The following is a 25,486-nucleotide window of genomic DNA, read 5'->3' as shown; positions in this document are numbered from 1 at the left end:
ATCCGGGGACTTGCGGGAAATCGGGTTGGCGTGCGAGGTTCAGCCGCATGAAACCTCGCACGCCACCCGATTCTCCCCTGCTTTTCGACGCGGCTCCGCTGGTGCCGGACTTCCGCCTGGAGCTCAAAGCCCGCAAGGCCGGCCACTGGCCGGTCGCCGGCGCCGACGAGGCTGGCCGCGGACCGCTCGCCGGGCCGGTCGTCGCCGCCGCCGTTATCCTCGACCCGAAGCGCATCCCCGAGGGCCTCAACGATTCCAAGCAGCTTTCGGCGCAGCGGCGCGAGGAACTGTTCGTGCAGATTCTCGCGACCGCGACCGTCTCGATCGCTTCTTCCAGCTCGACGCGCATCGACGAGACGGATATCCGCAAGGCAAGCCTCGACGCCATGCGCCGCGCCATCTGCAGTCTTGCCGTCCCGGCAAGCTACGTCCTGACGGACGGCCTCGACGTGCCGCCCGGCCTCGATTGCCCCGGGCAGGCCGTGGTCAAGGGCGACGCCCGCTCGGTCTCGATCGCCGCCGCCTCGATCGTCGCCAAGGTGACGCGCGACCGGATGATGGCCCGCGCCCACAATGTCTTTCCGGACTACGGCTTTGCCGCGCATGCCGGCTACGGCACGGCACAGCACCGCGCCGGCATCGAGAAACACGGCCCCTGCTCCCTGCACCGAATGAGTTTTCGGCCGTTGCGCAAGGGCGAGGACGGGCCTGAGACGGATGAGTTGATACCGGAATAGGCCGCCCACAGAAAACCGGGCAATGAGAAGCCGGACGAGCACGGGAAGAGGCGCGCGAGGAAAAGAGAGGCCGCTGCATATCCTCTTCTCCCCGGTGGGGAGGAAGTGCCGGCAGGCGGATGAGGGGGCTGCACGGCACACCCCTCACGGAAAACCTCTCCGCCACGCCAGCGGTAACGCCCCACCGCCCTGAGCACGGTCGATACCAGGCCGGAGCGGTCGAAGCCCGCATCGCTTTATTTGGAAAGAGAGGCTTCCTCGGCCCCCTCATCCGCCCTACGGGCACCGACGTGCCGAGCCACGTGTCTCGACCCGTCCTTCGGACCCCCGAGGGGAGAAGAGGGAATCGAGAGGGAGCGGCATGCCCTCGACCGCGACTGAGTCTTCATCAACAAACAAAAGGCCGGGACATGCCCGGCCTTTCTTCATTCCATTCGATACCGCTCAGTTGAGCCGCGTCTTGACCTGGCCGACGGCATTGCCGAAGAGCTCGGACTGGACTTTGCCATCCGCCTTCTTGGCGAGCACCGTTTCGGCGGCCGCGATCGCCAGATCGACGGCGGCGGAGCGGACCGCCTTCATCGCTTCGGCCTCGGCCTGCAGGATTTTCTGCTCGGAGAGCGCCGTGCGATTGGCGACGAATTCTTCCGTCTTCCTCTTCGCTTCGGCAGTCAGCATCTCGGCTTCGCGCTCGGCGGCGGCAACGATGTGCGCCGCTTCGGCTTCCGCTTCCTTGCGCTTGCGCTGGTATTCGGCGAGCAGGTGCTGGGCCTCCTCGCGCAGGCGCTTGGCTTCGGCCAGCTCGTTGCGGATCTGGTCGGCGCGGTCGTCGAGCGACCGTGCCATCATGCCGGGGACCTTCAGGTAGACAACCAGCGCCAGGAAGAGAACGAGGCCGACAAAAGCGAAGAAAGTCGCGTCAAAAGCAAATTCCATCGATCAAGCCTCCTTCTTGGCGGCCGCGACGGCGGCGGCGACATCAGCCTGGGCAGCGTTGCCGCCAATCAGCTGTTCGACGACGGCAGCCGCCGTTTCTTCGGCAATGGTGCCGACATCGGCAAAAGCCTTCGCCTTGATGTCGGCGATGCGGACTTCGGCAGCCTTGATCTTTTCAGACAGGCTCGTCTCGACAGCGCGGCGTTCCTCTTCGGCCTTGGCCTTGGCGGCGTCACGGGCGGCGGAGCCGATCGCATTCGACTTGGCGCGGGCAGCCGCCAGTTCGCCTTCGTAGGTCTGGACGGCAGCGTCAGCTTCCGCCTTCAGGCGGCCTGCTTCTTCCAGGTCCTGGGAGATGCGCGTGTGGCGCTGGTCGAGAATGGCCCCGATGCGCGGCGCGATGACCTTTTGCATAAGGAGGTAGAAGACCCCGAACGTAATCACCAGCCAGAGCAGCTGGGACGAGAAGGTCGTCGAATCGAAGGGCGGGAACGGGCCACGGGCGTGTTCGCCTTCGGCTACGCCGGTCTCGGTATGGACCTCGCCTGCGGCCGGAGCGCCATGCGCATCCGTGCCGGTCGCTGCCGCCGGTGCTTCCTCAGCGTAAGCCGGGGTCACAAAAAACATGCTCACCTCCAGGTGGACTGCAAATGCAAAGGATCACGGCTTGCGGTCGCAGGCCGTGATCCATCTATCCGCCGATATCAGACGGCGAAGAGGAGGAGGAGAGCGACGAGCAGCGAGAAGATGCCCAGAGCTTCCGTAACGGCGAAGCCGAATACCAGACGGCCGAACTGGCTGTCAGCGGCAGACGGATTGCGCAGAGCGCCGGAGAGGTAGTTGCCGAAGATGTTGCCGAGGCCGAGAGCCGTACCGGCCATACCAAAGCAAGCCAGACCTGCACCGATGAACTTTGCTGCTTCCGCTTCCATGTTGAACTCCTTTGAAATGGTTGTTGCGGCGAATGACTGACGCCCTTTGACGTCGATGTCGTTATCCTTAGTGCCCGCCCGGGTGGATCGCGTCGTTGAGGTACATGCACGTCAGCACCGCAAAGACGTAAGCCTGGAGGAAGGCAACGAGGAACTCGAGACCGGTCAGGGCGACGGTCATGATGAGGGGAAGAACGGCTCCGCCGATACCGACTGCACCGAGGGCTCCAAGCGAGGCAACGAAGCCTGCGAACACCTTCAGCGTGATATGACCGGCGAGCATGTTTGCGAAAAGACGAACGGAGAGCGAAATCGGACGGGACAGGAAGGAAATAATTTCGATCAGGACGACCAGCGGCAGCAGAAGGCCCGGCACGCCCGAGGGCACGAAGACGTTCAGGAAGTGAAAGCCGTGCTTATAGAAGCCGTAGACCAGGACCGTGCCGATAACGAGGATCGCCAGCGCGAAGGTCACGATGATCTGGCTCGTCACCGTGAAGAAATAGGGGAACATGCCGAGCAGGTTCGCCGTCAGGACGAACATGAAAAGCGAGAAGACCAGCGGGAAGAACTTCATTCCCTGCTTGCCCGCGCCTTCCTTCAGCATATTGGCGATGAATTCATAGGACATTTCCGCGACCGACTGCGAACGACCCGGCACGATGGCGCGGTTCGAGGTGGCGAAATAGAGGAAGCCTGCGGCAACGGCAGCCGAAGCGGCCATGAACAGCGATGCATTGGTGAACGAAAAATCAATTCCGCCGATTTCGATCGGGACAATCTTCTGGATCAGGAACTGATGAGTCGGATCGTTAGACACCGCTTGTTCTCTCTCTTTGGCCCGCAGGACGCGGGGTCATTGCACTGGACCGGGACCGGTCCTTATTTCTTGTCGTCCTTGTCGTTCAGGGGATGGGCCACCACCCCCGCAGAACGCAACACGTTCAGAACGCCGGCACAGAATCCGAGAAGCAGAAGAACAATCAACCCCCAAGGCGCCGTGCCAACAAAACGGTCGAGGAGATAGCCAAGGACGGCACCGACGACGATGGCTGAAATGAACTCGCTGGAAAGCTTCATCGCCTGGGCATAACCTTTGCGGCTTACCTCGGCGCGAGCTTCGCTTGCCTCGTCCACTTTCGCCTCGACGCGCTTGGTCGCGAGTTCCGCTTCCAGCTGCGCACGGCGCTTATCAAGACTTTCCTCGCGGTCGTCCGCCATGGATCTCTCCTCGCCTGCCCGTCGCCCGCACTCCCGCTACCCCGGTCATTCGGACCCCGGACGCGAAGGTTGAGACCCTTCCGGCCCGTTCTGAAGTCGCGCGCAACATAGTTTTAGGGATTGGTATAGTCAAGGCGTAGACGGCTTCTGTCCAGCGAGAAAATAACCCCGTCGAATCAAAGGGATAAAGCGATTATAGGTCGATCGCGCAAATTCGACGGAAAGAATCCGCTTTTCGGGGCCGGAAATCGGCCGGACCCGGACGATTTATCTCAGCTCCAGCCGCCGCCATAGGTGCGGTAGAAGACGTGGAGACCGATGCGGCCGACCTTTTCCATGGTCTTTGCCCATTTCGGGCGGACGTAGACGGCGTGGTAGTGCGTCGCCGAGCCCACCTGCGGCAGCCAGATCTTGCCTGATGTCACCGCCATCGCCACGTCGCGGGCGACCCGCCAGTGATATTCCGAATTCACCCTGTCCTTGATGGCGTCGCAGGCGAAGGAAAACTGGCAGCGGTTGCGCCAATCTTCGTTCTGATAGACGACGCCGCAGATACTCTTCGGATAGGCCGGGTTGCGGACGCGGTTGAGAATGACCTGGGCGACGGCCGCCTGCCCTTTCACCGATTCTCCGCGCGCCTCGAAATAGATGCCGGAGGCAAGACATTGCTGCTCGCGGGCGGAAAAGACGCTCGGCGGCAGCACGCTTGCGGCCCAGGCGTGATCACGCGGGCCGATCTCCGGGACGAAGCGGCCGCTATCCGGCTCGCTCAGGATCGAATCGAACGGGGACTGGCGGGCATAGTCGGGTGCTGCCGGCGCGTAAGCCGTGGCCAGCACATCGGCCTTGTTGCGGGTGATCAGGCTTGCGAGCATTGCCGGCACGCCGCTGTCCTCAATCACCGGCTGCTTCTTATAGAAAGACGTGGCGATCTCGATTTCCTTGCCCTGGATCTTCGGCTTGACGAAGGCCGATCGGTCCTTGAGGTCGAAGCTCGGAGTGAAGAGCATCTTCGTGCGCTCGAGAATGGAGCCAGCGGAAAAATCCTTCGGCGGCTGCATCTTTTCCACCGCGACGATGCGGCCCCTCTTCATGCCGCGGTTGACGCGATCCTCGTCCGGCGTGTCCTCGTGGCCGTTCTTCTTGGCCGTGCCCTTGTCCTGGGCAGAGAAAGCGACCTTGCGGCCATCGGGCAGCACCACGCCGGCGCCCGACGAGATCGAGCCCGTCACATCAGGATCGGCAAAGGCGAGTTCGGCCTGATGAATGGAGCCGGCCGGAGAATTGGTCAGAACCATGCGCCAGCTCTCGCCCTCCCGATCGAGACCGGCGAGCATGGTGGCGAGATCGGCGTGGGAGGCAACGCTCGGGAAGATCAGCCAGCCGGCGAGCCCGAAGATGACCGGTGACACCCAGTTCTCGGGAAGACGACGCAGCTTGCTACGGGAAGGGCTCTTTCGACGCAACACGAACTCCGGGCATGGAACGCGGGAACATTCCATCGAAAATCCCTTATTAACCTTGACGTCCGGTTAACGAGCCGTGCCGGAATGTGACCATCGGCGGTTTTGGATATTTCGAATGTGGCTGGGTTGACGGGACGCATCCCCCAATCTCCGTCGGCCTTGAGCCGAGGATCCATGCCGCGGCTGATGGTGGGTGCCGTGTGGATGCTCGGCTCAAGGCCGAGCACGACGGAGGACGAGGTGACGGAAGTGCAAGACAGCGCGGAAACCCGCGTCAGGATTCGTCCTCGCCCGTCAAATAATAACGTGCGATCCAAGCTCCACCACGCGGTTTGCCGGCAGGCGGAAGTAATCCGAGGGATTGGTGGCGGCGTTGGCGAGCGCGATGTAGAGCCGGTCCTGCCAATGGGGCATGCCGGACTTGGCGTCCGGCACCAGCTTGCGGCGGCCGAGATAGAAGGAGGTCGACATGATGTCGAACTTCAGCCCGGTCTTGCGCAGCGTCGCCAGGGCCTGCGAAACGTTCTGCGATTCCATGAAGCCGAACAGCAGTTCGACGCGGGAGAAACGCTCGGAGATCGGCTCGACCTTGTAGCGGTCGTGGCTCGGCACGCGCGGCTTGTTGACGGTGCGGATCGTCAGGATGACGTTGCGGTCGTGCAGCACGTGATTGTGCTTGAGATTGTGCAAGAGGGCGGCCGGGGCCGATTCGGGATCGCTGGTCAGGAAGATCGCCGTGCCGGGAACCTGGGCCGGCGAATGCTCGCTCTTGCGCTCGATGGAGCTGACGAAGGAGGCGAGCGGAATATCGGTGTGGCGGGTCTTTTCCAGCAGGATCGCGGTGCCGCGGCGCCAGGTCCACATGACGACGGTAAAGGCGGTGGCGATCAGGATCGGGATATAACCGCCGTCGTGAATCTTCAACAGGTTGGCGCCAAGGAAGATCAATTCGAGCACGAGCAGCGGCGCCAGAGCGATCACAGCAACCGGCAGCGACCAGTTCCAGCGGGCGCGAACGAATTCGAAGGCCATGATCGAGGTGACGACCATGGCGCCGGTGACGGAAATGCCGTAGGCGGTCGCCAGCGCGTCCGAGGTCTTGAAGCCCAATACCAGGAAGATGACACCGAAGAACAGCACGGCATTGACCGACGGCACGAAGATCTGCCCGGTATTGGTTTCCGAGGTGAAGAGAATTTCCATGCGCGGCAGGAAACCGAGATTGATGCCCTGGCGTACCATCGAGAAAGCGCCGGTGATGACCGCCTGACTGGCGATGATCGTCGCGGCGGTTGCCAGGATGACGACCGGCAGCAGCGCCCATTTCGGATACATCAGATAGAAGGGATCGGACATCGTCATCGGATTGCCGAGAACGAGAGCGCCCTGGCCGAGATAGTTCAGCGTCAACGCCGGGAATACCAGCAGGAACCAGGCCCACTGGATCGGGCGGCGCCCGAAATGGCCGAGATCGGCATAAAGCGCCTCGGCGCCCGTCACCGTCAGGAAGACGGCGCCGAGCACGACGACGCCATAAAAGCCCTCATGCAGCAGGAAGGCGACGGCATAATAGGGATTGAAGGCGGCGAGGATTCCGTAGTCATCGGAGATATGGGAAATGCCGGCGGCGGCCATGACCAGGAACCAGGCGGCGGTGATCGGGCCGAAGAACCTGGCGACGGCGCCGGTGCCGCGCGACTGCACGACGAAGAGCAGCGCCAGGATCACCACCGAAATCGGCACGATATATTCCGACAGCCTTGGTGTGACGAGCTTCAGGCCCTCAACCGCCGACAGCACCGACAGCGCCGGCGTGATCATCGCATCGCCGAGGAAGAGGGCAGCCCCCATCAGGCCGAGCAGCATCAGTATGGCGGTATGACCGTTGGCGGTCTTCATCAGAAGCGCAAGGAGCGACAGCGTGCCGCCCTCCCCTTCGTTATCGGCGCGCAGAAGGAAGAGCACATATTTGATGGTGACGATGATCGTCAGCGCCCAGATCATCAGCGAAATCAGGCTGATGATCTCAAAACGGGTGACGCCGTCATGGGCGACGGGCTTCAGCGCCTCGCGAAAAGCATAGAGCGGGCTGGTGCCGATATCGCCGTAGACGACGCCTACGGAACCGAGCGCGAGATAAAAAAGCTTGCGCGGCGTCATATGGCGGCCGTGCGGATGGCTCTCTTCGGACATGAAATTTCAACAGGCTCCTCAGAGCCAGCCTTTCCAGCGAAAAAAGAAGAAGGGGATCACGGCTGATATCACCATCAAAGCCAAGGAGTAGGGGTAACCCGCCGCCCAGGCCAGCTCCGGCATGAACTGAAAGTTCATGCCATAGATGGAGGCGACCAATGTCGGCGGCAGGAACACGACCGAGGCGATCGAGAAAATCTTGATGATCGAGTTCTGCTCGATGTTGATCAGGCCGAGCGAGGCGTCGAGCAGGAAGGTGACGTTGGCGGCGACGAAGGAGGCATGCTCCGACAGCGACTGGATGTCGCGCGAGATGGTGCGGCAGAGCTCCTTCGCCTCGTGGTCCTGCTGGATCGCCGGGATCGTGTGAAAGAATGTCAGAAGCCGGGACAGCGAGCCGAGACTATCGCGCAGCTTGCTGATCATGCGGTGATGACCGGCGATATCGCGCAGCTTTTGCTCGAGGTAGTTCGACGGCTTGCGCACCCTTTTCGCCCGGCCGAAGACATGCGTCGACAAAATGTCGATGCGCGAGACGGAGGTCTCGAGGATTTCGGCGGTGCGGTCGACGATCGTCTCCAAGAGCTTGGCGAGAAGGGCCGCGCCGCTCCGCCAGTTTTCCGGCAGCCGGTGAAGGGCGGCGATGAACAGCGCAAAAGATTTTGGGTGGGCGTAACGGATGGTGACCAGACGGTTTCCGGTCAGAATGAAGGCGACATCGGTCAGCGTCGGCGCGTCGGTTTCCGCCTTCCAGACCAGAGACGCGGTCATGAAGACGGCGTCGTTTTCGATGTAGAGGCGAGCCGAAGGTTCAATGTCCTTGAGATCCTCGCGGGTCGGAACCTCGATACCGAGAACCTTTTCGACATAAAGCTCCTCCTCGCGGCTCGGCTCGACCATATCGATCCAGACGACATCCTCGGGAAAGGATGCGGGCTGCGGGAGATCGCGGATCTCGACCGTTTTGCAATTGGAGCAGTAAGCGGTGATCACCGGCAGCGTCTCCGATGCTCACGACGCTTCGTGGCCATCGCCATGCGGCCGCCCATCGCGGCGCCGCGAAGGGCGCTCGTCCCAGGTCCAAACGGAAGCGGATCAAGAAAGTTCATAAAACTCCGGCTGCATCCGGCCTTCAAGGCCAGCATGCGCATTGTGCTCCACCGCATCGCAGTTACCAATCCTTCGATCTTGCAGGTGGGCCAGACCCTTCGAAACGAAGGACGGCCGTCATTGAGCATCTGCAGCAACGCCATCATGGCGCCGCGGCATATGCAGCAAAGCCGTGAAATAATCAAGACATCTTCCGTGAACCGCGGCTTTTCACCACGTTTCCCCCACAATTGGGGTGATCGCGGCGGTGATTCGGCGCTTGGCCTTTCTCTATGTCCCCACGCCGGTTCTGCGCTATTCGAAGACAATCGCCGGCGCCGGGCGCCGGGACTGGCCGGCGAGCTGCTCCCAGACCTTGGCGGCGATGCCGCGATAGATGCCGGCGACGACGCCGTTCGGGTCGGAGGCGACGAGCGGGGTGCCGGCATCGGAGGTTTCACGGATATTCATCGTCAGCGGCACTTCGCCGAGGAAGGGCACGCCGATGCGCTCGGCCTCCTTGCGGGCGCCGCCGTGACCGAAAATGTCGTAACGGGTGCCGGTGTCGGGCGCGATGAAATAGCTCATGTTCTCGACGATGCCGAGCACCGGCACCTCGACCTTGCGAAACATATTGAGGCCCTTGCGGGCATCGATCAAAGCGAGATCCTGCGGTGTGGAGACGATGACGGCGCCGGCAAGCGGAACCTGCTGGGCCATGGTCAATTGCGCATCGCCGGTGCCGGGCGGCATGTCGACGACAAGGACGTCGAGCTCGCCCCAGGCGACTTCGCGCAGCATCTGCAGCAGCGCCGACTGAACCATCGGCCCGCGCCAGATCATCGCCGTCTCCTCGTCGACGAGGAAGCCCATCGACATGACCTTGAGGCCATAATTCTCCATCGGATTGATGATGCGGCCGTCGATCTGCGTCGGGCGACCGGATATCTTCAGGAGCCGCGGCATGGAAGGCCCGTAGATATCGGCATCGAGAATTCCGACGCGAAGGCCGTTGGCGAGCAGGCCGAGCGCCAGATTGACGGCGGTGGTGGACTTGCCGACTCCGCCCTTGCCGGAGGCGACGGCGATGATGGCGCCGATGCCGGGAACGCCGATCTTGCCGGCCCGCGGCGCCTGTTGCTGGGGCGCTTGGGCGTGATGCTGGTGATCATGGCTGTCATGATCATGACCGGCATGGCCGTGCGGCGGGTTCGGGGCGGGGCGGACAGCAGGTGCTGCGGCCGCCGCCTTCCTGTCCGCCGTCAGTGTGACGAGCGCACCCTTGACGCCCGGCATTTCCTTGATGACGCGCTCGGCGGCGAGCCGCATCGGCTCCAGCTCCCTGGCGCGCTCGGCCGGGACGGTGATGGAGAAATAAACCTTGCCGTCGGAGATGAAAACATCGGAGACCATGCCGAGCGCGACGATGTCGTGCTCGAGATCCGGTCCGCGCACGGTCTTCAGCGTTTCGAGAACCTGTTCCTTGGTGACGTCGGTCATTCCACCCTCACTGCTTCTTCTTGCAGTCCACGACGCGTCTTTCAGGACGAGAAAGGACGCCATGGCACCTTGCCGCATGATTTAGCCTTGGTCGATTCCGGCCAAGGCTAAATCATGCGGTAGAGATAGTGGAGGCGCACGTCTTCGCCAAACAAAAACATCGGGAGGAAAATCGATTTGCCGGCTTTGGAAAACGCCGGCCGGGATTCGAAATCCGTTGCGGCCATCAAGTCCGCCGGGCTTTCGCCCTGATGGCCGCAACGGTCACTCTCCCCGAGAACCGGCGCAATGCGGGGCGAAGTAGCGCAAGCCGAAAAAAAGGCCAGAAAAAAGTGACCGGCAGCAGGAAATCGTGAACAGCTGCGCAAGAAGCGGTGCCGAAAGGCAACAACCGCCGCCGACGCCGAGGGCCGGGAGAGAAGCGGCATCGGCGTCGGCGGTGGTGTGTCGGCCGCGCCATTTGCTGGCGCTGGTCATCAAAGTCCCCTCCGGACCTCTGGCAGAAGAGATGCAGAAAGCGTGCCAGATGGAAAAAGCGGGAAACGCGGTCGAATGTGCCGGATCACGCTCCGATCTGCCTACGCGCTGGGCGGCCGGTCGGAGTGGATCGCCGTCTTTGCAACTTATTTGATCAGGCCGATCCGCAGCGCCTTGGCGACAGCCTGGGTGCGGTTGACGGTGTCGAGCTTCTTGGTGGCGCGGTTGAGGTAATGATTGACCGTATGCTCGGACAGCGCCAGGATTTCGGCGATCTCGGCGCTGGTCTTGCCGGCCGCCGTCCAGTTCAGGCAATCGATCTCGCGGTCGGTGAGCGCATCGGTTATACGGGTATCGAGGTTGCGGATCTCGGCAAGCCTGTCGAAGACATGGATGGCGATATAACAAAGCTCGCGCATCTCGGCCGGACTAAAGAGCTCGCGATCGCCGGCGAAGGAGACGGCGCCGCGCAGGCCGGAGGGCTCATGCGTCGGGAAATAGGCGCAACGCGTCATCCTGAAACGTTCGAACAGCCCGACGACGAGGGCGGACTTGCCGTCGTCGCGCGGCCAGTTCTGTCGAGACATGTCGAAAAAGAAGGGCCGCGCCGATGTTCTCAGCCGCCGCAGAACCGGGCTGTTCACCATCAACCCCTCCTGGTCGTAGAGCGCCAGAAGCTCAGCCGGCCAGCTGGTGATGACGGTGTTGCCCTGAAGGTCGAGGGATGTGATCGGCGGCAGATTGAGAACCATGAAGGCGCGGCAGCGATAGGCTTCGGTCACGCGTTTCATGAACCGGAAAATGTCGAACTGGGTCTTCAGGCCCGCAATTTCCTTGATGTAACCGTCTTCTTCTTCCGTGGATGTTTGCGACAAGGGTTCCATCACATTTCTTCATCTTCGGCGCGGCGGCCGTTCGCTTGCATCGGGGAATGATGATTGCCATGGGTCAATACAATCGACCGCGGCATTTACGCATCCGGCCGGTGGTGTAGTCGATTTCGCGGACTATTTCCAGTTGTGGTGATTCGCCGGCAAATCTCAATTTTTTCCGTTTCAGTCTTTTGTCTTATACATGCGCTTCCCCGGGCCCTGCTCATCGCCTCAGGCTAGCGGCGCGGGCCGAGGCGGATGCGCATGCCTTCCATGATCCTTCCGGCTGCGCGCTGAACCGGAACGACCCATTGGGCGAGTAGTTCCATCGACAGGCGGTAGGCAGGGCCGGTGATCGATACGCCGCCGAGAAAAGTCCGATCCTCCGACCAGATGGGTGCGGCGACGCAGCGGATGCCTGCCTCATGCTCCTCACGATCGAAAGCATAGCCCTGATCGGCGATCTCACGGATTTCGGCGAGCAGACTTGCTGGCGAAGCGTGGGTGGCGGCGGTAAAGCGGGTGAAATTGACGCCGGCGAGGAGATCGACCAGGCTTTCGGCCGGAAGCAGCGAAAGCGCAGCCTTGCCGACGCCGGTGCAGTAACAGGGCGAGGCATTGCCGATCTGCGAATACATGCGCACCGGCTGGCGGCCCTCGACCTTGTCGAGGTAGATGATCGACTGCCCCCTGAGAACGCCGAGATGCACGGTCTCGCCGGTCGCATGCTGCAGATCGACAAGATGCGGTTCGGCGATCAGGCGGAATTCGTTGCGCGCCCAGCTGCGGGCGGCGAAATCGAGCAGGCGCAGGCCCGGCGCATAGCGGCCATCGCCGTCGAGTTCGAGCAACCCCTCCTCGACCAGGTGGCTGAGCTGGCGATGCAGGGTGCCACGCGGCTGGCCGGCAAGCGACAGGATATCGGTAAAACGCAGCGGCGCATCCGCATGGGTGACGAGATCGAGCAGCACCATCAGCTTGCCGAGTGTGCCGGTCTCGCGGGCTTGCGCCATGCCCTCGCCGTTTGCATCCATCGTCTCATCCGCCCTTGACAGAAAGGGCAGCATAATTCGATAATTCCATATAGTCAAATCAAGTTCCAAATAATGGAACGATACTTCGGGAGAAGATGATGACCGCGACGTCAGCCCAGTTTCCGGAGTTCAAAGACCGAACCGTGCTCGTGACCGGCGGCGGATCGGGTATCGGTGCGGCGATCGTCGAAGGTTTCGCGCGCCAGAACGCCAAGGTGTCCTTCATCGACATCGCCGAGACTGCCGGCCGCGAACTCGCCGAGAGGCTGTCGCGGGAGACGGCGCATCCGGTTTCCTTTTATCATGCCGACCTGCGCGACATCGAGGCGATCCGGCGCACCGTCGATACCGTCGTTGCCGCTTCCGGGCCGATCCGCGTGCTCGTCAACAATGCCGCCTGGGACGACCGCCACGAATTCGACGCGGTCACCGAGGCCTATTGGGACAACAACCAGGCGGTCAACCTGCGGCATGTGTTTTTCGCCTCGCAGGCGGTGGCGCCATCGATGCGGGCCGCCGGCGGCGGCGCGATCATCAATATGTCGTCGATCGCCTTCAAGCTCAACATGGGCGGTTTTCCCTCTTATGCGGCGGCGAAGGCCGCGGTCGTCGGATTGACGAAGAGCATGGCCGGCAGGCTCGGCCCGGAGAATATCCGGGTCAACTGCGTCTTGCCCGGCATGGTCGTCACCGAACGGCAGATGCAGCTCTGGCTGACCGAAGAGAGCATCGCCCACTCGGTCGAGCAGCAATGCCTGAAAGTCCCGCTCAAACCCGATGCGATCGTCGGTCCGTGTCTGTTTCTTGCATCCGACTGCGCGGCTGGAATGACCGCCCAGTCCCTGATTGTCGATGGAGGCATTCTGTAATGACGAATCCCGCTTATGTCGCGGTGGACTGGGGCACCAGCAGCTTCCGGCTGTGGCTGATCGGCCGGGACGGCAGCGTCCTTGCCGAGCGCCGCAGCGGTGAAGGCATGACGAGCGCGGCAAAAACCGGCTTTTCCGCGGTGCTTGCCAGCCATCTCGCCGCTGTCGAGGCGCCGGAAAACCTGCCGGTGATCGTCTGCGGCATGGCCGGCGCCAGGCAGGGCTGGATCGAGGCCGGTTATATCGACGTGCCCACGCCGCTTGCCGCCATCCTCACCGGCGCGGTTTCCGTGCCCGGCGAAAGCCGCGATATCCGCATTCTGCCGGGCCTTGCCCAGCGGCAGGCGGCGACGCCCGACGTCATGCGAGGCGAGGAAACCCAGCTTCTCGGCGCGCTCGGCAGCACGAGCGCCGGCGCCCAAGCGGTCTGCTTGCCCGGCACCCATTCGAAATGGGTGCATGTCAGCGACGGCAAGGTCAGCGGCTTTTCCACCTTCATGACCGGCGAGCTCTTTGACGCGATCAGCAAACACACGATCCTTGCGCATGCCGTTGCCGAAGCCGAGGCGCAGCCGGCCGATGCGGCAGCCTTCGAGGCGGCGGTCTCGGCCGCCTTCGCGCAACCGGCCCTTGCCTCCAACCTGCTGTTTACCGCCCGCTCCGGCCAGCTGCTGCACGGGATCTCCGCCGCTGCCGCGCAAGCCCGGCTCTCCGGCACGCTGATCGGCCTCGAAATCGCCGGCGCGCTGCAGGATGCCGCCAACTCAGGCATCACCCTCGTCGCCTCCGGGCGCCTGCAGGCGCTCTACGAACAGGCTTTTAAAACCCTCTCCCTTGCCTTCACCGCCATCGATGCGGACGCCGCCGTGCGCCGCGGGCTGTCGGCCGCCGCCGAAGCCATCTGGCCGAATTGAGAAAGCTGACCCGATGAACCGTATCCCCTTCCCCGACATGAAGCGCCCGCTGATCGCCATCCTGCGCGGCATCCGGCCGGACGAGACCGAAAGCGTCGTCGGCGCGCTGATCGACAACGGCCTGACGGCGATCGAGATTCCGCTCAACTCGCCGGAGCCGTTCAAATCGATCGAGATCGCCGCAAAAATGGCGCCGCCTGAGGTGCTGATCGGCGCCGGCACGGTGCTGACGGTCGAGGCGGTCGACAGCCTCAATGCGGCCGGCGGCAAGCTGCTGGTGACGCCGAATGTCGAACCCGAGGTAATCAACCGAGCGCGCGACTATGGCATGGTGACGATGCCGGGCGTGTTCACGCCGACCGAGGCGCTGGCTGCGGCGCGGGCCGGCGCCACCGGGCTCAAATTCTTTCCGGCGAGCGTGCTCGGTCCTTCCGGGATCACGGCGATCCGCGCGATTCTGCCGCCGGAACTGACGATTGCCGCCGTCGGCGGCGTATCTGACAAGAATTTCGCCGATTACACCAAGGCCGGCATCCTCGCCTTTGGCCTCGGCACCAGCCTCTACAAGCCGGGAATGACCGCCGCAGAGGTTGCCGAGCGTGCCAAGACGACCATTTACGCCTATGATGCAGCCATGGGAGCGTGAGCGTATGACCGACATCTACGAGTTCGAAGGCAAGACCCTTTGCAACACCAATTCCGTCCTCGGCGAAGGGCCGACCTATGATCCGGACAGCAATACGGTCTGGTGGTTCAATATCCTCGGCAAGGAGCTGCACGAACTCAGACTGGCGACGGGGGAGAAAAAGGTGCACCCGTTGCCGGTGATGGCAAGCGTGCTGGCCCGCATCGACGCCGGACGGCAGCTGATCGCGACGGAGGAAGGACTTTTCGTGCGCGATCTCACAAGCGGCAATCTCACCTTCTACGCCGCGCTCGAAAACGACCGGCCGGAAAACCGCTCGAACGACGGCCGCACCCACCCTTGCGGTGCGCTCTGGATCGGCACGATGAGCAAACGGGCGGAAAACCAGGCCGGCGCCATCTATCATGTCGCCGGCGGCAAGGTGACGAAGATCTTCAACGGTATCAGCATTCCGAATTCGATCTGCTTCTCGCCCGACGGCACGATCGGCTATTATACGGATTCCCGCATAAACCGGCTGATGCGCGTCATGGTCGACCCTCATACCGGCCTGCCGGCGGGCGAGCCGATCGTGCTCGTCGACAGCATGAACGAGCCCGGAGACATCGACGGCTCGGTGGTCGATGCCGACGGCTATATCTGGAACGCCCGCTGGGGCGCCGGCGTCGTCGATCGTTACAATCCCGACGGTCTGCGCATCTCGCGCTACAAGGTTCCCGCCGTCCAGCCATCCTGCCCCGCCTTCATCGGCGTCAATGCCGACCGGCTGGCGGTGACGACAGCCTGGGAAGGGCTCGACGAGGACGCCCGGTCGGCCCAGCCCTCGGCCGGCGCGCTGCTCGAACTCGGCATCGGGGTCAAGGGTGTATTTGATCCCGTCTATGTGATCTGAAGACGGCGGCTGACGACCGCCATGCAAGGCGCTCCCGAGCGGGGGCGCCTTTTTCGTTTCGGCGGCCATGCCTCCATAAAAGTTCCGTGAGAATCGAGAAATTTTCCGTGTTTTCAACCGGAACCAATCGGCCCACCGCTCATTTTCCCTACGAACCGGCGCGGCAAGGAATACCCATGCCGGGTCAGCGCTCACTCTAGGGAAATGAAAGTAGGTTCGAAATGACACGCAAACTTTTGACGACCGTTGCCGCTGGCGCGCTGTTTGCCACGGCTTTCGCACCGGCAGCATTCTCGCAGACCGCGCCGCAGCCTGCGGATCCCGCCGCTCCGACCCAGACAGCGCCGGCTGATCCGGCTGCTCCCAAGCCGGTCACCCCTGACGTCACCAAACCCGCAGGCGATGCCGCACAGGCTCCGGCCGCAACACCGAGCACGGATGTGGCTGAGGGCAGCTATCTGACGGAGCAGGCTGCGGATCAGATCAGCGCCAACACCTATATCGGCCAGTCGGTCTATAACCCCAACAATGAAAGCATCGGCAGCATCAACGACCTCATCCTCAAGAAGGACGGCGGCATCGTTGCTGCGATCGTCGGCGTCGGCGGCTTCCTGGGCATCGGCGAAAAGAACGTCGCGGTGCCGATGGATAAGATTGCCATCGCTCAGAACACCCAGGACGGCAGCCTCAAGCTGACGACCACCGAGACGGCTGAATCGCTGAAGGCTGCGCCTGAGTTCAAGACGCTGGCAATGCAGTCAGCAGAAAAGGCCCCGGCCGCACCCGGTACCGATACGACGGCAACCGGCTCGACCACGCCTAAGTAAACCGCGCGCGGTAGCATAGCGTAGGTGATGGCGCTCCTAGGGGCGCCATCACTTTGTTGGCCCGTTTCATTGCGCAATTGCAAGCGGTATTGCTTATGCGCTGACGCGCTCGGTCATCGCCGTGTCGTAATAGTTCTCGTGCAGAAAACGCAGCGTCGCAATGCCATCGGCCGGGCGGCCGAAATGATAGCCCTGACCCATGCCGCAGCCGAGCGTGCGCAGTTTCACCGCCTCGGCGTAATCCTCGATCCCCTCGGCCACGACTTCCAGTTCCAGGCCGTCGCACATGGCAAGGATCGCCTTGATGATGTGTTCGGAGGCGCGGTCGGAATTGATGCGCGAGACGAAGGCACGGTCGATCTTGATCTTGTCGAAGATAAAGTCGCGCAGGCGCCCGAGGCTCGACTGGCCGGTGCCGAAATCGTCGAGCGAGATGCGCACGCCGGCGGCGCGCAGATCGGCGATGATGCGGTGGGCGGTGTCGGCCGACCCCATCACCGCGGTCTCGGTGATCTCCAGTTCCAGACGATGCGGATCGAAGCCGACCCGGCCGAGGATCGACAGGATGCTGCCGCTCGTGCCGGGATCCATCAGCTGCGCCGAAGAAAGATTGAACGACAGGAAGAGTTCGCGCGGCCAGGAAAGCGCTGCTTCCGCGGCCTTGCGCAGCAGCGTTTCCGACAGGGCGTCAATGAAACCGCGCTCTTCGGCGAGCGGCACGAAGACGCCGGGCGAAACGAAGCCGAGATCGGGATCGTTCCAGCGCGCCAGCGCCTCGAAGCCGACGACCTGATTGTTTGATAACGAGACGATCGGCTGGAAATGCACGTCGATCGCGTCCGATATGATGGCGTTTCTCAGCGCCTGCTCCAGCTGCGTGGCGCGCTTCATCTCCTGGGCGATCTCACGCGAATAGACGGTGATCTGGCCGCGGCCGCGGCGCTTGGACCGATACAGCGCCGTTTCAGCGCTCTTCAGCAGCTCCTCGCAGTCCTCTCCGGCAAAGGGGTAGATGGCAAAGCCGAAGGAGGCGGAGAGCCGGACGTTGCGGTCGCCGAGATCATAGGGCGCCGACAGCACCTCGCGGATCATCTGTCCGAATTTCTCCGCGCTCGCCCGCTCGAAAATCAGCGGCAGCACGAAGGCGAATTCGTCGCCGCCGTGACGGGTGACCAGCGCGCCGTCCGGAATGCAGGCCTTAAGGCGATGGGCGACCTGGCAGAGGATTTCATCACCGGCCGAGGAGCCGAAAAGATCGTTGATTGGTTTGAAGCTGTCGAGATTGGCAATACCGATGGTGAAGGGAGCCGGATCGCTGGCGCGCTCGGCAGAAATCTGCAGGACCTTCTCGCGCATGCGATTGCGGTTTCCCAATCCGGTCAGCGGATCGGTATAGGCCATCGCCTGAAGCTCATTGTGACTCACGGTCAAGGAAGCCATTTCCGCCGATTTCATCATCCAAACCCGAGCTTTCCTCCGCAGCCGAGCAAAGAATGACCGGCATTTCTTAACAATTCGCTAGTAAATCAGCCGCCCTGACACCCCGATTCGTCCCAGATTTAAGGGGTTGACGTTATCGGCGAGAGCAGGATGCCGTCACGAGAAGACGGCCCATATTTTTTAGTATCACGCGCTTGTTCGAATCCGAACGCCCTCTTCCACCAGATATTTCTGAAATACCGCCTCGAGCATGTCGGGGCTGACGGGCTTCATGATGACGTCGTCCATGCCGGATTTGACGCATTCGGCGCGGTCGCGCTCGAAGGCCTGGGTGATCACGCCGATGATCGGGGTGCGGGCTGCGACCCCGGCTTCCTCCATCTGCCGGATCAGGCGCGCGGCTTCGAAGCCGTTGAAGCCCGGCAGGGAAATATCCATCAGCACCAGCTGCGGCCTGTGTTCGGCCCAGAGGCGCACGACCTCGTCGCCGGTCGCGGCGATCATGTGGCGATAACCGAGGCCCTCGAGGATCTGTGTGAAGACGATCTGGTTGATATCATTGTCTTCGGCGACGAGAACCTGCAGGCCGACCGTGTCGTCGGAGATGCTGATGTCCCAATCCGCATCGGTGCCGGCGCCGTTGTTGCGGCTGTTGCGATTGAAATGGCGGGCGATCTGGAAGGTGAGCTCGTTGGCGATCTGGAAGCCGTCCATGACGAGCGCCGGGATGCCGTATTGCTCGGAGAGCTCGAGGCAGCGCATGCCCATCTGATTGTCGATGATCAAGAGATCGAGCGAGATGCCGGAGGAGGTGGCGATTTCCAGGAAGCGCTCCTCCTCGTCCTCGCCGCGCACCGAACAGGATTCGAAACCGTATTTCGACAGCGTGCGCAAAGCCGCGGCCTCGGCGGCGAGGTCGGCGGTGACGACGAGAATCTTGCGGCCGGAGAAATTCTCCGGAACGATCGCTTCCATCGCCGCCGGCTCGCGGCGCTCCACCGCGCTCGGCACCGGCACATAGGCGCGGCGATAGCTCTGGTTGGCGGAAGTGGTGATCGCCGAGGCGCGGTCGAACTCCTCGAGATCGGTGCCGTCGCGCGGCAGGTCCTGCGTCGTCGACACCAGGAAATAGCGACCGGGCTTGCCGATACGGTGCTTGCGGCTGACGATGTCGCGCTCGATGCCGTCTCGGGAGATCTGTCGCTGGCGGGAGATCGACATTTCGCCGGTCTCCAGCACGTGACGGTCGCTCTCTTCGAAGCGTTTGGCGATCTCGGGGGAAAAAAGATCGCCGCTCTTGCGCCCGAGCACCTCGTCGGCGGTGGTCTGGTATTTCTCGCAGAAGGCGAGGTTGACCGCGACATAGATAAGGTTGCGGTCCTTGACGAAAAGCGGAAACGGCAGGTTGTCGAGAATGTCCTCGGTGAGCTGCACCCGTTCCAGATCCGAGCGCCACTGCTCCTCGCGCTTCTTGTCCTCGGAAATGTCGGAGATGATGGTGACGCCGTAACCGCCCGGCAGCCGGCGCTTGACGAAGCGGACCCAGCTGTCTGCGCCATGGCGCTCGACGGCGTCGAAGCGCTCGCGCCAATGCGAGGCGATCTTCTGCGACAGCCAGTCCTCGCGGCTGAGCGAGCCGCCCTGCCTGACATCATATTGCTGGCGAACGCCGGTATCGTAGATCGCGCCCAGGAAATCGCGCAGCCGCGTGCCCGACTTCAGCATCTCGGCCGGCAGCGGGAAGAATTCGAGAATCTGGCGGCTTGCGAAGATCAGGTGATCGTTCTTGTCGTAGATGATGAACGCTGCCGAAAGACCGTCGCACACGACATCGAAAAGCGCCGTCTGCAGATCGGCCTCGGCGGGAGTCCCGTCGATTTCCGATGACGTGTCCGCCTTTTCGAAGCCGGCACTCATTCTATTGCGTCCCACATCTGTTCGATTTTCGCAGCTTCCGGAGGTATATGAATAAAAATGCCATTTTTCTGTTAAAACCGGCTTAACACTGCCGACCGTCGAAACTGGGGAGTCGCAGATCACGCTTCTGTAAAGCCTATGAAATCCCCTTCCCTCCAGCCCGCGAATCCCCGAAAATAGCCCATGGCCATCAGACAGCTTTCCGAAACGCTCATCAACCAGATTGCCGCCGGCGAGGTCATCGAACGGCCGGCGAGCGCTGCCAAGGAACTGATCGAAAATGCGCTCGACGCCGGGGCGACGCGCATCGAGATCGCCACGGCAGGCGGCGGCAAGGCGCTGCTGCGGGTCAGTGACAACGGCTCCGGCATGGAGGCGGCCGATCTGGAACTGGCAGTCCGGCGCCACTGCACCTCGAAGATCTCCGAGACTCTCGAGGATATCCGCACGCTCGGCTTCCGCGGCGAGGCGCTGCCGTCAATCGGTTCCGTCGCCAGGCTCAGCATCGCCAGCCGCAGGCGCGACAGCGCCGGCGGCCACGAGATCATTGTTGCCGGCGGCAAGATCGTGCATCTCCGGCCGGCCGCCGCCAATCCCGGCACCATCGTCGAAGTGCGCGACCTGTTTTTCGCCACGCCGGCGCGGCTGAAATTTCTGAAGAGCGAAAAGGCCGAGGCCGGCGCCATTACCGAGATCGTCAAGCGCATGGCGATCGCTTTTCCCGCCGTCCGCTTCGTGCTGTCGGGTTCGGACCGCACGACGCTGGAATTTCCGGCGACCGGCGACGATCATTTGGCGCGCATGGCGCAGGTGCTCGGCAAGGAATTCCGCGACAACGCCATTCTCCTCGACGCCGTGCGCGAGGACATCGCGCTGACCGGCTTTGCCGGCGTGCCGACCTTCAACCGCGGCAACTCCGCCCATCAGTATGCCTTCGTCAACGGCCGGCCGGTGCAGGACAAGCTGATCCTCTCGGCGATCCGCGGCGCCTATGCCGAGACGATTCCTTCAGGACGCTATCCGGTGGCGGTGCTGTCGATCACCCTCGATCCGGCTCTCGTCGACGTCAACGTGCATCCGGCAAAATCCGACGTGCGCTTCCGCGACCCGGGCCTGGTGCGCGGCCTGATCGTCGGCGCCATCCGCGAGGCCCTGGCGCGCGACGGCAGCCGGGCGGCGACAACAGGGGCGAGCGACATGCTGCGCGCCTTCCGCCCGGGCTTCCAACCTTTTGCGCAACGGCCGCAAGCGCCATGGTCGGCCGAAACCTCGCCTTTTCGGCCCTACCAGCCGGCAAGCGGTCTCAGTGAACGGCCGCAGGCGTCCTTCGACGGGCTATCGATGCCGACGGCGCGGGCCGAGCCGCCGCCGTCGGCCCAGCCGACCGCTTCCGAACCGGCCTCTCCCGAAGCAACCGGGCGCTATCCGCTCGGCGCCGCACGGGCCCAGATCCACGCCAACTACATCGTCGCCCAGACCGAAGACGGGCTCGTCATCGTCGACCAGCATGCCGCACATGAGCGGCTGGTCTTCGAGGCGATGCGCAAGGCACTGCATTCGAAGCGGCTGGCCTCGCAGGTGCTGCTCATCCCTGAGATTATCGACCTTCCCGAGGAGGATTGCGACCGGCTGATGCAGCATGCGGCCGAGCTTTCGGACCTGGGACTGGCGATCGAACGCTTCGGTCCCGGGGCGATCGCCGTGCGCGAAACGCCGGCGATGCTCGGCGAGGTCGACGCCCATGGCCTAATCCGTCAGCTTGCCGACGAGATCGCCGAATGGGACACGGCGTCCGGCCTGTCGGCCAAGCTCGAATATGTGGCAGCGACCATGGCCTGCCATGGATCGGTTCGCTCCGGACGGCGGCTGCGGCCGGAGGAAATGAACGCGCTGCTGAGAGAAATGGAAGTGACGCCCGGCTCCGGGCAGTGCAATCACGGCCGGCCGACCTATATCGAATTGAAGCTCAGCGATATCGAGCGGCTTTTCGGCAGAAGCTAAAAAAGCTGGCAAAGCCGCTGTTGCGGGAGTATGGCAGACGCATGACAGGCAGTAGGGAACGGAGCGCATGAATTTGTTCGAAGGGCACGGAAACCGCGAGGCGAAGATCCGCTATCTCGACGGCGATTTCCAGATTCTCTCGCCCGGCTCCTACGTCGTCTGCGCGATGACCGGAAAACAAATCCCACTCGACGAGTTGCGCTACTGGAGCGTCGCCCGCCAGGAGCCCTATGCCGACGTGATCTCGGCGATCGAAGCCGACAAACGCGCCGGGGTGCTGCCGAACCAGCGGCGTTAGAACGGGGCCGCCCTATACCGGCACGCTCAAGACGCTCTATCACCTTCAAAGCGTGCAGTTTTGAGGACGGAACAGACATCGCAAACGCTGCGGCGGAGGCGAGTACAAGGAGTGTCCGGGCGAGGAGGATGGTTCTCTGTCTGCGGCGCCGAGTAGTTGCAGCGAGAATATCCGCTCCGGACGCTGACGACCGGAAGGCATCGGCTCATCGCCGCGCCTTCCGCATCGACTGACCAATAGAGCTCCGGGCCGCAGAGTTCCACGATATCAATCTGATAACGAGGTGAGACTGCTTCGCGCCTTTGACGCCCCACAGGGGCGACGGTTCACTTGAAGGTTGCCATATTGTCGGGCGTTACGAGGGCCGCGCCGGAGTCGATCAAAGACTCGACCTTTTCCCCGCGAATCGATTTCACCAGGGCATCCACACCGAGCTCAGCCATTTTGGTTGGGAACTGCGCTACCGATGCGTCCTCGACTCCGCTCTTCAGCGCTTCCTCTTCGCCACAGCAGAAGTCGAAACCGACCAGCACAATCTTGTCATTGGCAATGCCGGCATTCTTGATTGCGCGCGCTGCGCCGGCAGCGGGCGGGCCGCAGGCGGCATAGATGGCCTTAAGGTCTGGGTTCTTCGTGAGCAAAGCGACATTAATCCCGAGTTCCTCGGTACAGTTTGTCGCACCTTTTCCGACGATCTTGACGTCAAGGCCGTTCAGCCCTTCCATCATCCCCTTCACACGGTCATCAAGCGCCGGCACGCCGGGCACGCCCTCGAGAATCCCGAGCGTGTCGCCGGCTGTAAGAACAGTTTTGAGATATTCGCCCGCGATTTTGCCTGCGGCGAAATTGTTGGTCGTGGCAAGCGCTGTCCTGCCGCTCCAGTCCGGGATATTGTTATCCATCAACACGACCTTAATGCCGGCGGCAACCGCCTTGTCCAGGGCAGTGGATACGGTGGGATCGACGGGGGTAAGGGCGATGCCCTGCACGCCTCGCGTCACCATGGACTCAATCTGCGCGATCTGGCCCTCGATGTCGGTTGCGGACGTACCCTGTCCGTAAATGATCTCGACGCCTGGATTTCTCTTCGCATAATCTTTCGCGGCGTTCTCCATTGTTGCGAAGAACGGTACAGGGAATTTGGTTATGAAGCCGAGCTTGACCGGCTCCTGCGCCAAGGACGGTACTGCAGAGAGAGCCAGAATCCCAAGAGCTCCCAGCAGGAAATGCCGTTTCATGATACACCTCCCATGTTTCGACCGCTCTCTTCTAGAGCGATCTCGTTGTCCGCTGCCCCAACCAAGCAGCGATCTCCCTCAAGCCCCGGCGCCGACAATCATCGCGACAAGGTCCTGCTTGTTCGCTTCCGTTGGCTTCAGTTCACCGACCTTGCGACCTTGACGCAGCACAACCGCCCGATCGGCAAGCTCGACGACATGTTCCATATTGTGCGTGATCAAGATCACCGCATTGCCGGCGGCCTTGAGCTGATTGATCAGATCAAGAACCTGGCGAGCCTCGCGAAGGCCGAGGGCCGCCGTTGGTTCGTCAAGGAGCACGAGCTTGCGCGCAAAGACGATGGCGCGCGCGACCGCTATCGCCTGGCGCTGCCCCCCGGACATCAGTGCGACCGGCGCGTCGAATCTCGGCAGCTTGACCTTGAGGCGATCGATTACGCTTGCCGCGTCCCGCCTCATCATGCCTGTGTTGAGGAAGCGGAGCGGACGCGGCAGCCAAGACGGAAAGGAGATCTCTCGGCCGCAATAGAAATTCTGGACGGGAGTCAGGTTGTCGAAAAGCGCCAGGTCCTGATAGACGGTTTCAATCCCGGCGCGGCGGGCCGCCGCGGTCGAATTGAGCCAAACAGGCGCACCGTCGACAAGAATTTCTCCCTCGTCGAGACTGTGAAGCCCACTGATACATTTGACGAGCGTCGACTTGCCGGCGCCGTTATCACCCAAAAGAGCGGTTACCTCACCTGCGTAGGCATCGAAGCTTACATTTTTCAGGGCATGAATCGCCCCGAAGCGCTTCTGCGCGTTTCGTACCGAAAGTGCCGGTGTCGTGGATCCAGCGCTCATTGCATTCTCGCCGTTTGAAGCACGCGCGCGTGCGCCTCGAGATGGTTGCGAAGCACATCGGCCTCTACGGCAATGACGATGACGAGCCCAATGGCGATCATTTGAAAGAACACGTCGACGCCGAGCAGGTTAAGGGCGTTGCGGATAACACCGATCAGAAGGGCGCCGATCAGTGCATGGCCGAGATGGCCCCGCCCGCCAAGGAAGCTGGCGCCACCGATGATCACCGCAGCAATCGTGTCGAGTTCCAGGAGATTGCCGTAGATTGGCGAGGCAGCGGCGGTCCGTCCTGCAAGCAGCACCGCGCCGACACCCGCACAAAAGCCGCAGATGACGTAGGTCGCGAGCAGAACGCCCTTTACCGGGATACCCATGCTTCTGGCGGCATTCGGCGAGCCGCCGACAGCATAGAGCCATCGGCCAAAGACCATCGACTTCGTCAGGATCAGAAAAAGAAGCGCGAATATCGCGACGACAAAGAAGGAGTTGGGCACACCAAGCGTCGTACCACCGCCGATCGCGGCAACTGCATCGGGCATCCCGCGCATGGTGGTGTGGCCGGGCGCCAATGAAAGTGCCAAGCCGCGGCAAATACTCAAGGTCGCAACTGTGATAATGAAGGGGTGCGGCAGCCGGCCATAGACAAAGACTACGCCGTTTACCGCCCCGACAACAGCACCTGCAAGCAGCATGGCCACGACGACGATGATCGAGGAATCAACCTGCTTGTAGACGAGTCCGCCGATGACCGTCGCCAGCGCCAGGTTCGAGCCGACAGACAGGTCGATCCCGCGCGTCAGGATGACGAGCTGCTGCCCCATCGCCACAACAGCAATCACTGCGGTCTGCGCCAGGATGTTCCCCAGGTTGACGGGTTTTAGAAAAGCTGGCGTTATCAAACTGACGACGGCAATGAGGAGAACGAGGATCAAGAGTGGGCCCAGGCTCAATAGCTTGAGCCCCAATGAGATGCCAGATTGTCTCGGATGGAAGGTTGCATCTTGCGAACCACCGGGCCGGGACGAATTCTGAGGCAGAATCCCCGAGTCTTCCAAATTCCCCTAGCCTCCCCAGTTTTTTATACATAAGAAACATACGATACACGTACGTCAACTTGTTTTTTATAGATAGATAATCATACCTG

At 62.2% G+C, this 25,486-nt stretch carries 25 protein-coding genes; 8 read left to right on the top strand and 17 right to left on the bottom strand.

Annotation, left to right across the window (positions count from 1 at the left end):
- Positions 1 to 47: 47 nt before the first annotated feature.
- Positions 48 to 737 (top strand): ribonuclease HII, encoded by a 690-nt coding sequence (locus A7X77_RS28215; protein ID WP_064686137.1) that lies wholly within the window; start codon positions 48 to 50, stop codon positions 735 to 737.
- A 444-nt stretch (positions 738 to 1,181) separates the two neighbouring features.
- On the opposite strand, the gene A7X77_RS28210 is transcribed toward A7X77_RS28215, so the two are convergent.
- The 12 genes from A7X77_RS28210 to A7X77_RS28150 all read right to left on the bottom strand — a co-directional run bounded on the left by A7X77_RS28210 (position 1,182) and on the right by A7X77_RS28150 (position 12,457).
- On the bottom strand, positions 1,182 to 1,673 hold the full coding sequence (locus A7X77_RS28210; protein ID WP_064686136.1) for a F0F1 ATP synthase subunit B: 492 nt from the start codon (positions 1,671 to 1,673) through the stop codon (positions 1,182 to 1,184).
- A gap of 3 nt (positions 1,674 to 1,676) precedes the next feature.
- Positions 1,677 to 2,300 carry a F0F1 ATP synthase subunit B gene (locus A7X77_RS28205; protein ID WP_064686135.1) on the bottom strand — a complete coding sequence of 208 codons (624 nt, stop codon included), beginning with the start codon at positions 2,298 to 2,300 and terminating at the stop codon, positions 1,677 to 1,679.
- A 77-nt stretch (positions 2,301 to 2,377) separates the two neighbouring features.
- On the bottom strand, positions 2,378 to 2,605 hold the full coding sequence (locus A7X77_RS28200) for a F0F1 ATP synthase subunit C (protein ID WP_010026583.1): 228 nt from the start codon (positions 2,603 to 2,605) through the stop codon (positions 2,378 to 2,380).
- A gap of 67 nt (positions 2,606 to 2,672) precedes the next feature.
- Positions 2,673 to 3,425 (bottom strand): F0F1 ATP synthase subunit A, encoded by a 753-nt coding sequence (locus A7X77_RS28195; protein ID WP_064686134.1) that lies wholly within the window; start codon positions 3,423 to 3,425, stop codon positions 2,673 to 2,675.
- A 62-nt stretch (positions 3,426 to 3,487) separates the two neighbouring features.
- Entirely contained in the window at positions 3,488 to 3,826 is a 339-nt protein-coding gene (locus tag A7X77_RS28190) for an AtpZ/AtpI family protein (RefSeq protein WP_064686133.1), read from the bottom strand.
- A 272-nt stretch (positions 3,827 to 4,098) separates the two neighbouring features.
- Positions 4,099 to 5,328: a cell wall hydrolase gene (locus tag A7X77_RS28185; protein WP_064686132.1), complete on the bottom strand. Its 1,230-nt coding sequence runs from the start codon at positions 5,326 to 5,328 to the stop codon at positions 4,099 to 4,101.
- A gap of 258 nt (positions 5,329 to 5,586) precedes the next feature.
- The gene (locus A7X77_RS28180; protein ID WP_064686131.1) at positions 5,587 to 7,485 is read right to left on the bottom strand and encodes a potassium transporter Kup; all 1,899 of its coding nucleotides are present in this window, start codon (positions 7,483 to 7,485) and stop codon (positions 5,587 to 5,589) included.
- A gap of 18 nt (positions 7,486 to 7,503) precedes the next feature.
- Positions 7,504 to 8,478, bottom strand: a complete 975-nt coding sequence (locus tag A7X77_RS28175) for a magnesium transporter CorA family protein (protein WP_064686130.1) — start codon at positions 8,476 to 8,478, stop codon at positions 7,504 to 7,506.
- 411 nt (positions 8,479 to 8,889) lie between these two features.
- Positions 8,890 to 10,074 (bottom strand): Mrp/NBP35 family ATP-binding protein, encoded by a 1,185-nt coding sequence (locus A7X77_RS28165; RefSeq protein WP_064686128.1) that lies wholly within the window; start codon positions 10,072 to 10,074, stop codon positions 8,890 to 8,892.
- A gap of 264 nt (positions 10,075 to 10,338) precedes the next feature.
- Complete coding sequence (locus A7X77_RS28160; protein WP_064686127.1) at positions 10,339 to 10,551, bottom strand: hypothetical protein; 213 nt, start codon at positions 10,549 to 10,551, stop codon at positions 10,339 to 10,341.
- Positions 10,552 to 10,697: 146 nt separating this feature from the next.
- Positions 10,698 to 11,435, bottom strand: coding sequence for a helix-turn-helix transcriptional regulator (locus tag A7X77_RS28155; protein WP_064686126.1), 738 nt, complete (start codon positions 11,433 to 11,435; stop codon positions 10,698 to 10,700).
- A gap of 224 nt (positions 11,436 to 11,659) precedes the next feature.
- Entirely contained in the window at positions 11,660 to 12,457 is a 798-nt protein-coding gene (locus A7X77_RS28150) for an IclR family transcriptional regulator (protein WP_064686172.1), read from the bottom strand.
- Between the two features lie 98 nt (positions 12,458 to 12,555).
- Here A7X77_RS28150 and A7X77_RS28145 point away from each other — a divergent pair, with 98 nt between their 5' ends.
- The 5 genes from A7X77_RS28145 (at position 12,556) to A7X77_RS28125 (ending at position 16,605) form a co-directional block, all read left to right on the top strand.
- Positions 12,556 to 13,326: an SDR family NAD(P)-dependent oxidoreductase gene (locus tag A7X77_RS28145; protein ID WP_432431355.1), complete on the top strand. Its 771-nt coding sequence runs from the start codon at positions 12,556 to 12,558 to the stop codon at positions 13,324 to 13,326.
- Positions 13,326 to 14,240, top strand: a complete 915-nt coding sequence (locus A7X77_RS28140; RefSeq protein WP_064686124.1) for a 2-dehydro-3-deoxygalactonokinase — start codon at positions 13,326 to 13,328, stop codon at positions 14,238 to 14,240. Before A7X77_RS28145 ends, A7X77_RS28140 begins: the two co-directional genes overlap by 1 nt.
- 13 nt (positions 14,241 to 14,253) lie before the next feature.
- Positions 14,254 to 14,886 carry a 2-dehydro-3-deoxy-6-phosphogalactonate aldolase gene (locus A7X77_RS28135; RefSeq protein WP_064686123.1) on the top strand — a complete coding sequence of 211 codons (633 nt, stop codon included), beginning with the start codon at positions 14,254 to 14,256 and terminating at the stop codon, positions 14,884 to 14,886.
- Positions 14,887 to 14,890: 4 nt separating this feature from the next.
- Entirely contained in the window at positions 14,891 to 15,778 is an 888-nt protein-coding gene (locus A7X77_RS28130) for an SMP-30/gluconolactonase/LRE family protein (RefSeq protein ID WP_064686122.1), read from the top strand.
- Between the two features lie 221 nt (positions 15,779 to 15,999).
- Positions 16,000 to 16,605 (top strand): PRC-barrel domain-containing protein, encoded by a 606-nt coding sequence (locus A7X77_RS28125; protein WP_064686121.1) that lies wholly within the window; start codon positions 16,000 to 16,002, stop codon positions 16,603 to 16,605.
- Between the two features lie 93 nt (positions 16,606 to 16,698).
- On the opposite strand, the gene A7X77_RS28120 is transcribed toward A7X77_RS28125, so the two are convergent.
- Both A7X77_RS28120 and A7X77_RS28115 read right to left on the bottom strand, forming a co-directional pair.
- On the bottom strand, positions 16,699 to 18,063 hold the full coding sequence (locus A7X77_RS28120) for a putative bifunctional diguanylate cyclase/phosphodiesterase (protein WP_064686120.1): 1,365 nt from the start codon (positions 18,061 to 18,063) through the stop codon (positions 16,699 to 16,701).
- 168 nt (positions 18,064 to 18,231) lie between these two features.
- The gene (locus A7X77_RS28115) at positions 18,232 to 19,962 is read right to left on the bottom strand and encodes a response regulator (protein WP_064686119.1); all 1,731 of its coding nucleotides are present in this window, start codon (positions 19,960 to 19,962) and stop codon (positions 18,232 to 18,234) included.
- Between the two features lie 183 nt (positions 19,963 to 20,145).
- On the opposite strand from A7X77_RS28115, the gene mutL reads away from it, so the two are divergent.
- Positions 20,146 to 21,963, top strand: a complete 1,818-nt coding sequence (gene mutL / locus A7X77_RS28110; protein WP_064686118.1) for a DNA mismatch repair endonuclease MutL — start codon at positions 20,146 to 20,148, stop codon at positions 21,961 to 21,963.
- 67 nt (positions 21,964 to 22,030) lie between these two features.
- Positions 22,031 to 22,261 carry a DUF2093 domain-containing protein gene (locus A7X77_RS28105; protein ID WP_003588271.1) on the top strand — a complete coding sequence of 77 codons (231 nt, stop codon included), beginning with the start codon at positions 22,031 to 22,033 and terminating at the stop codon, positions 22,259 to 22,261.
- 326 nt (positions 22,262 to 22,587) lie between these two features.
- On the opposite strand, the gene A7X77_RS28100 is transcribed toward A7X77_RS28105, so the two are convergent.
- The 3 genes from A7X77_RS28100 to A7X77_RS28090 form a co-directional block, all read right to left on the bottom strand.
- Complete coding sequence (locus tag A7X77_RS28100) at positions 22,588 to 23,499, bottom strand: sugar ABC transporter substrate-binding protein (RefSeq protein ID WP_064686117.1); 912 nt, start codon at positions 23,497 to 23,499, stop codon at positions 22,588 to 22,590.
- A 78-nt stretch (positions 23,500 to 23,577) separates the two neighbouring features.
- Positions 23,578 to 24,342 carry an ATP-binding cassette domain-containing protein gene (locus A7X77_RS28095; RefSeq protein WP_064686116.1) on the bottom strand — a complete coding sequence of 255 codons (765 nt, stop codon included), beginning with the start codon at positions 24,340 to 24,342 and terminating at the stop codon, positions 23,578 to 23,580.
- Positions 24,339 to 25,397 carry an ABC transporter permease gene (locus tag A7X77_RS28090; RefSeq protein WP_197486903.1) on the bottom strand — a complete coding sequence of 353 codons (1,059 nt, stop codon included), beginning with the start codon at positions 25,395 to 25,397 and terminating at the stop codon, positions 24,339 to 24,341. The genes A7X77_RS28095 and A7X77_RS28090 overlap by 4 nt, the downstream gene beginning before the upstream one ends.
- Between the last annotated feature and the right edge of the window lie 89 nt (positions 25,398 to 25,486).

It is taken from the genome of Rhizobium bangladeshense (assembly GCF_001662075.1).
Taxonomy (GTDB): Bacteria; Pseudomonadota; Alphaproteobacteria; order Rhizobiales; family Rhizobiaceae; genus Rhizobium; species Rhizobium bangladeshense_B.
Note: the sequence above shows the minus strand (reverse complement) of the source record. Positions and strands in the feature narration are given on the sequence as shown.

Excerpts from the sequence above, each read along its gene's own strand:
- A7X77_RS28115 (WP_064686119.1), bottom strand. The coding sequence starts at position 19,962 with ATGAGTGCCGGCTTCGAAAAGGCGGACACGTCATCGGAAATCGACGGG.
- A7X77_RS28105 (WP_003588271.1), top strand. The coding sequence starts at position 22,031 with ATGAATTTGTTCGAAGGGCACGGAAACCGCGAGGCGAAGATCCGCTAT.
- A7X77_RS28200 (WP_010026583.1), bottom strand. The coding sequence starts at position 2,605 with ATGGAAGCGGAAGCAGCAAAGTTCATCGGTGCAGGTCTGGCTTGCTTT.
- A7X77_RS28125 (WP_064686121.1), top strand. The coding sequence starts at position 16,000 with ATGACACGCAAACTTTTGACGACCGTTGCCGCTGGCGCGCTGTTTGCC.
- A7X77_RS28185 (WP_064686132.1), bottom strand. The coding sequence starts at position 5,328 with ATGGAATGTTCCCGCGTTCCATGCCCGGAGTTCGTGTTGCGTCGAAAG.
- A7X77_RS28180 (WP_064686131.1), bottom strand. The coding sequence starts at position 7,485 with ATGTCCGAAGAGAGCCATCCGCACGGCCGCCATATGACGCCGCGCAAG.
- A7X77_RS28140 (WP_064686124.1), top strand. The coding sequence starts at position 13,326 with ATGACGAATCCCGCTTATGTCGCGGTGGACTGGGGCACCAGCAGCTTC.
- A7X77_RS28095 (WP_064686116.1), bottom strand. The coding sequence starts at position 24,342 with ATGAGCGCTGGATCCACGACACCGGCACTTTCGGTACGAAACGCGCAG.
- A7X77_RS28160 (WP_064686127.1), bottom strand. The coding sequence starts at position 10,551 with ATGACCAGCGCCAGCAAATGGCGCGGCCGACACACCACCGCCGACGCC.
- A7X77_RS28210 (WP_064686136.1), bottom strand. The coding sequence starts at position 1,673 with ATGGAATTTGCTTTTGACGCGACTTTCTTCGCTTTTGTCGGCCTCGTT.
- A7X77_RS28165 (WP_064686128.1), bottom strand. The coding sequence starts at position 10,074 with ATGACCGACGTCACCAAGGAACAGGTTCTCGAAACGCTGAAGACCGTG.
- A7X77_RS28120 (WP_064686120.1), bottom strand. The coding sequence starts at position 18,063 with ATGATGAAATCGGCGGAAATGGCTTCCTTGACCGTGAGTCACAATGAG.
- A7X77_RS28145 (WP_432431355.1), top strand. The coding sequence starts at position 12,556 with ATGACCGCGACGTCAGCCCAGTTTCCGGAGTTCAAAGACCGAACCGTG.
- A7X77_RS28135 (WP_064686123.1), top strand. The coding sequence starts at position 14,254 with ATGAACCGTATCCCCTTCCCCGACATGAAGCGCCCGCTGATCGCCATC.
- A7X77_RS28190 (WP_064686133.1), bottom strand. The coding sequence starts at position 3,826 with ATGGCGGACGACCGCGAGGAAAGTCTTGATAAGCGCCGTGCGCAGCTG.
- A7X77_RS28150 (WP_064686172.1), bottom strand. The coding sequence starts at position 12,457 with ATGGATGCAAACGGCGAGGGCATGGCGCAAGCCCGCGAGACCGGCACA.
- A7X77_RS28205 (WP_064686135.1), bottom strand. The coding sequence starts at position 2,300 with ATGTTTTTTGTGACCCCGGCTTACGCTGAGGAAGCACCGGCGGCAGCG.
- A7X77_RS28215 (WP_064686137.1), top strand. The coding sequence starts at position 48 with ATGAAACCTCGCACGCCACCCGATTCTCCCCTGCTTTTCGACGCGGCT.
- A7X77_RS28100 (WP_064686117.1), bottom strand. The coding sequence starts at position 23,499 with ATGAAACGGCATTTCCTGCTGGGAGCTCTTGGGATTCTGGCTCTCTCT.
- mutL (WP_064686118.1), top strand. The coding sequence starts at position 20,146 with ATGGCCATCAGACAGCTTTCCGAAACGCTCATCAACCAGATTGCCGCC.
- A7X77_RS28130 (WP_064686122.1), top strand. The coding sequence starts at position 14,891 with ATGACCGACATCTACGAGTTCGAAGGCAAGACCCTTTGCAACACCAAT.
- A7X77_RS28155 (WP_064686126.1), bottom strand. The coding sequence starts at position 11,435 with ATGGAACCCTTGTCGCAAACATCCACGGAAGAAGAAGACGGTTACATC.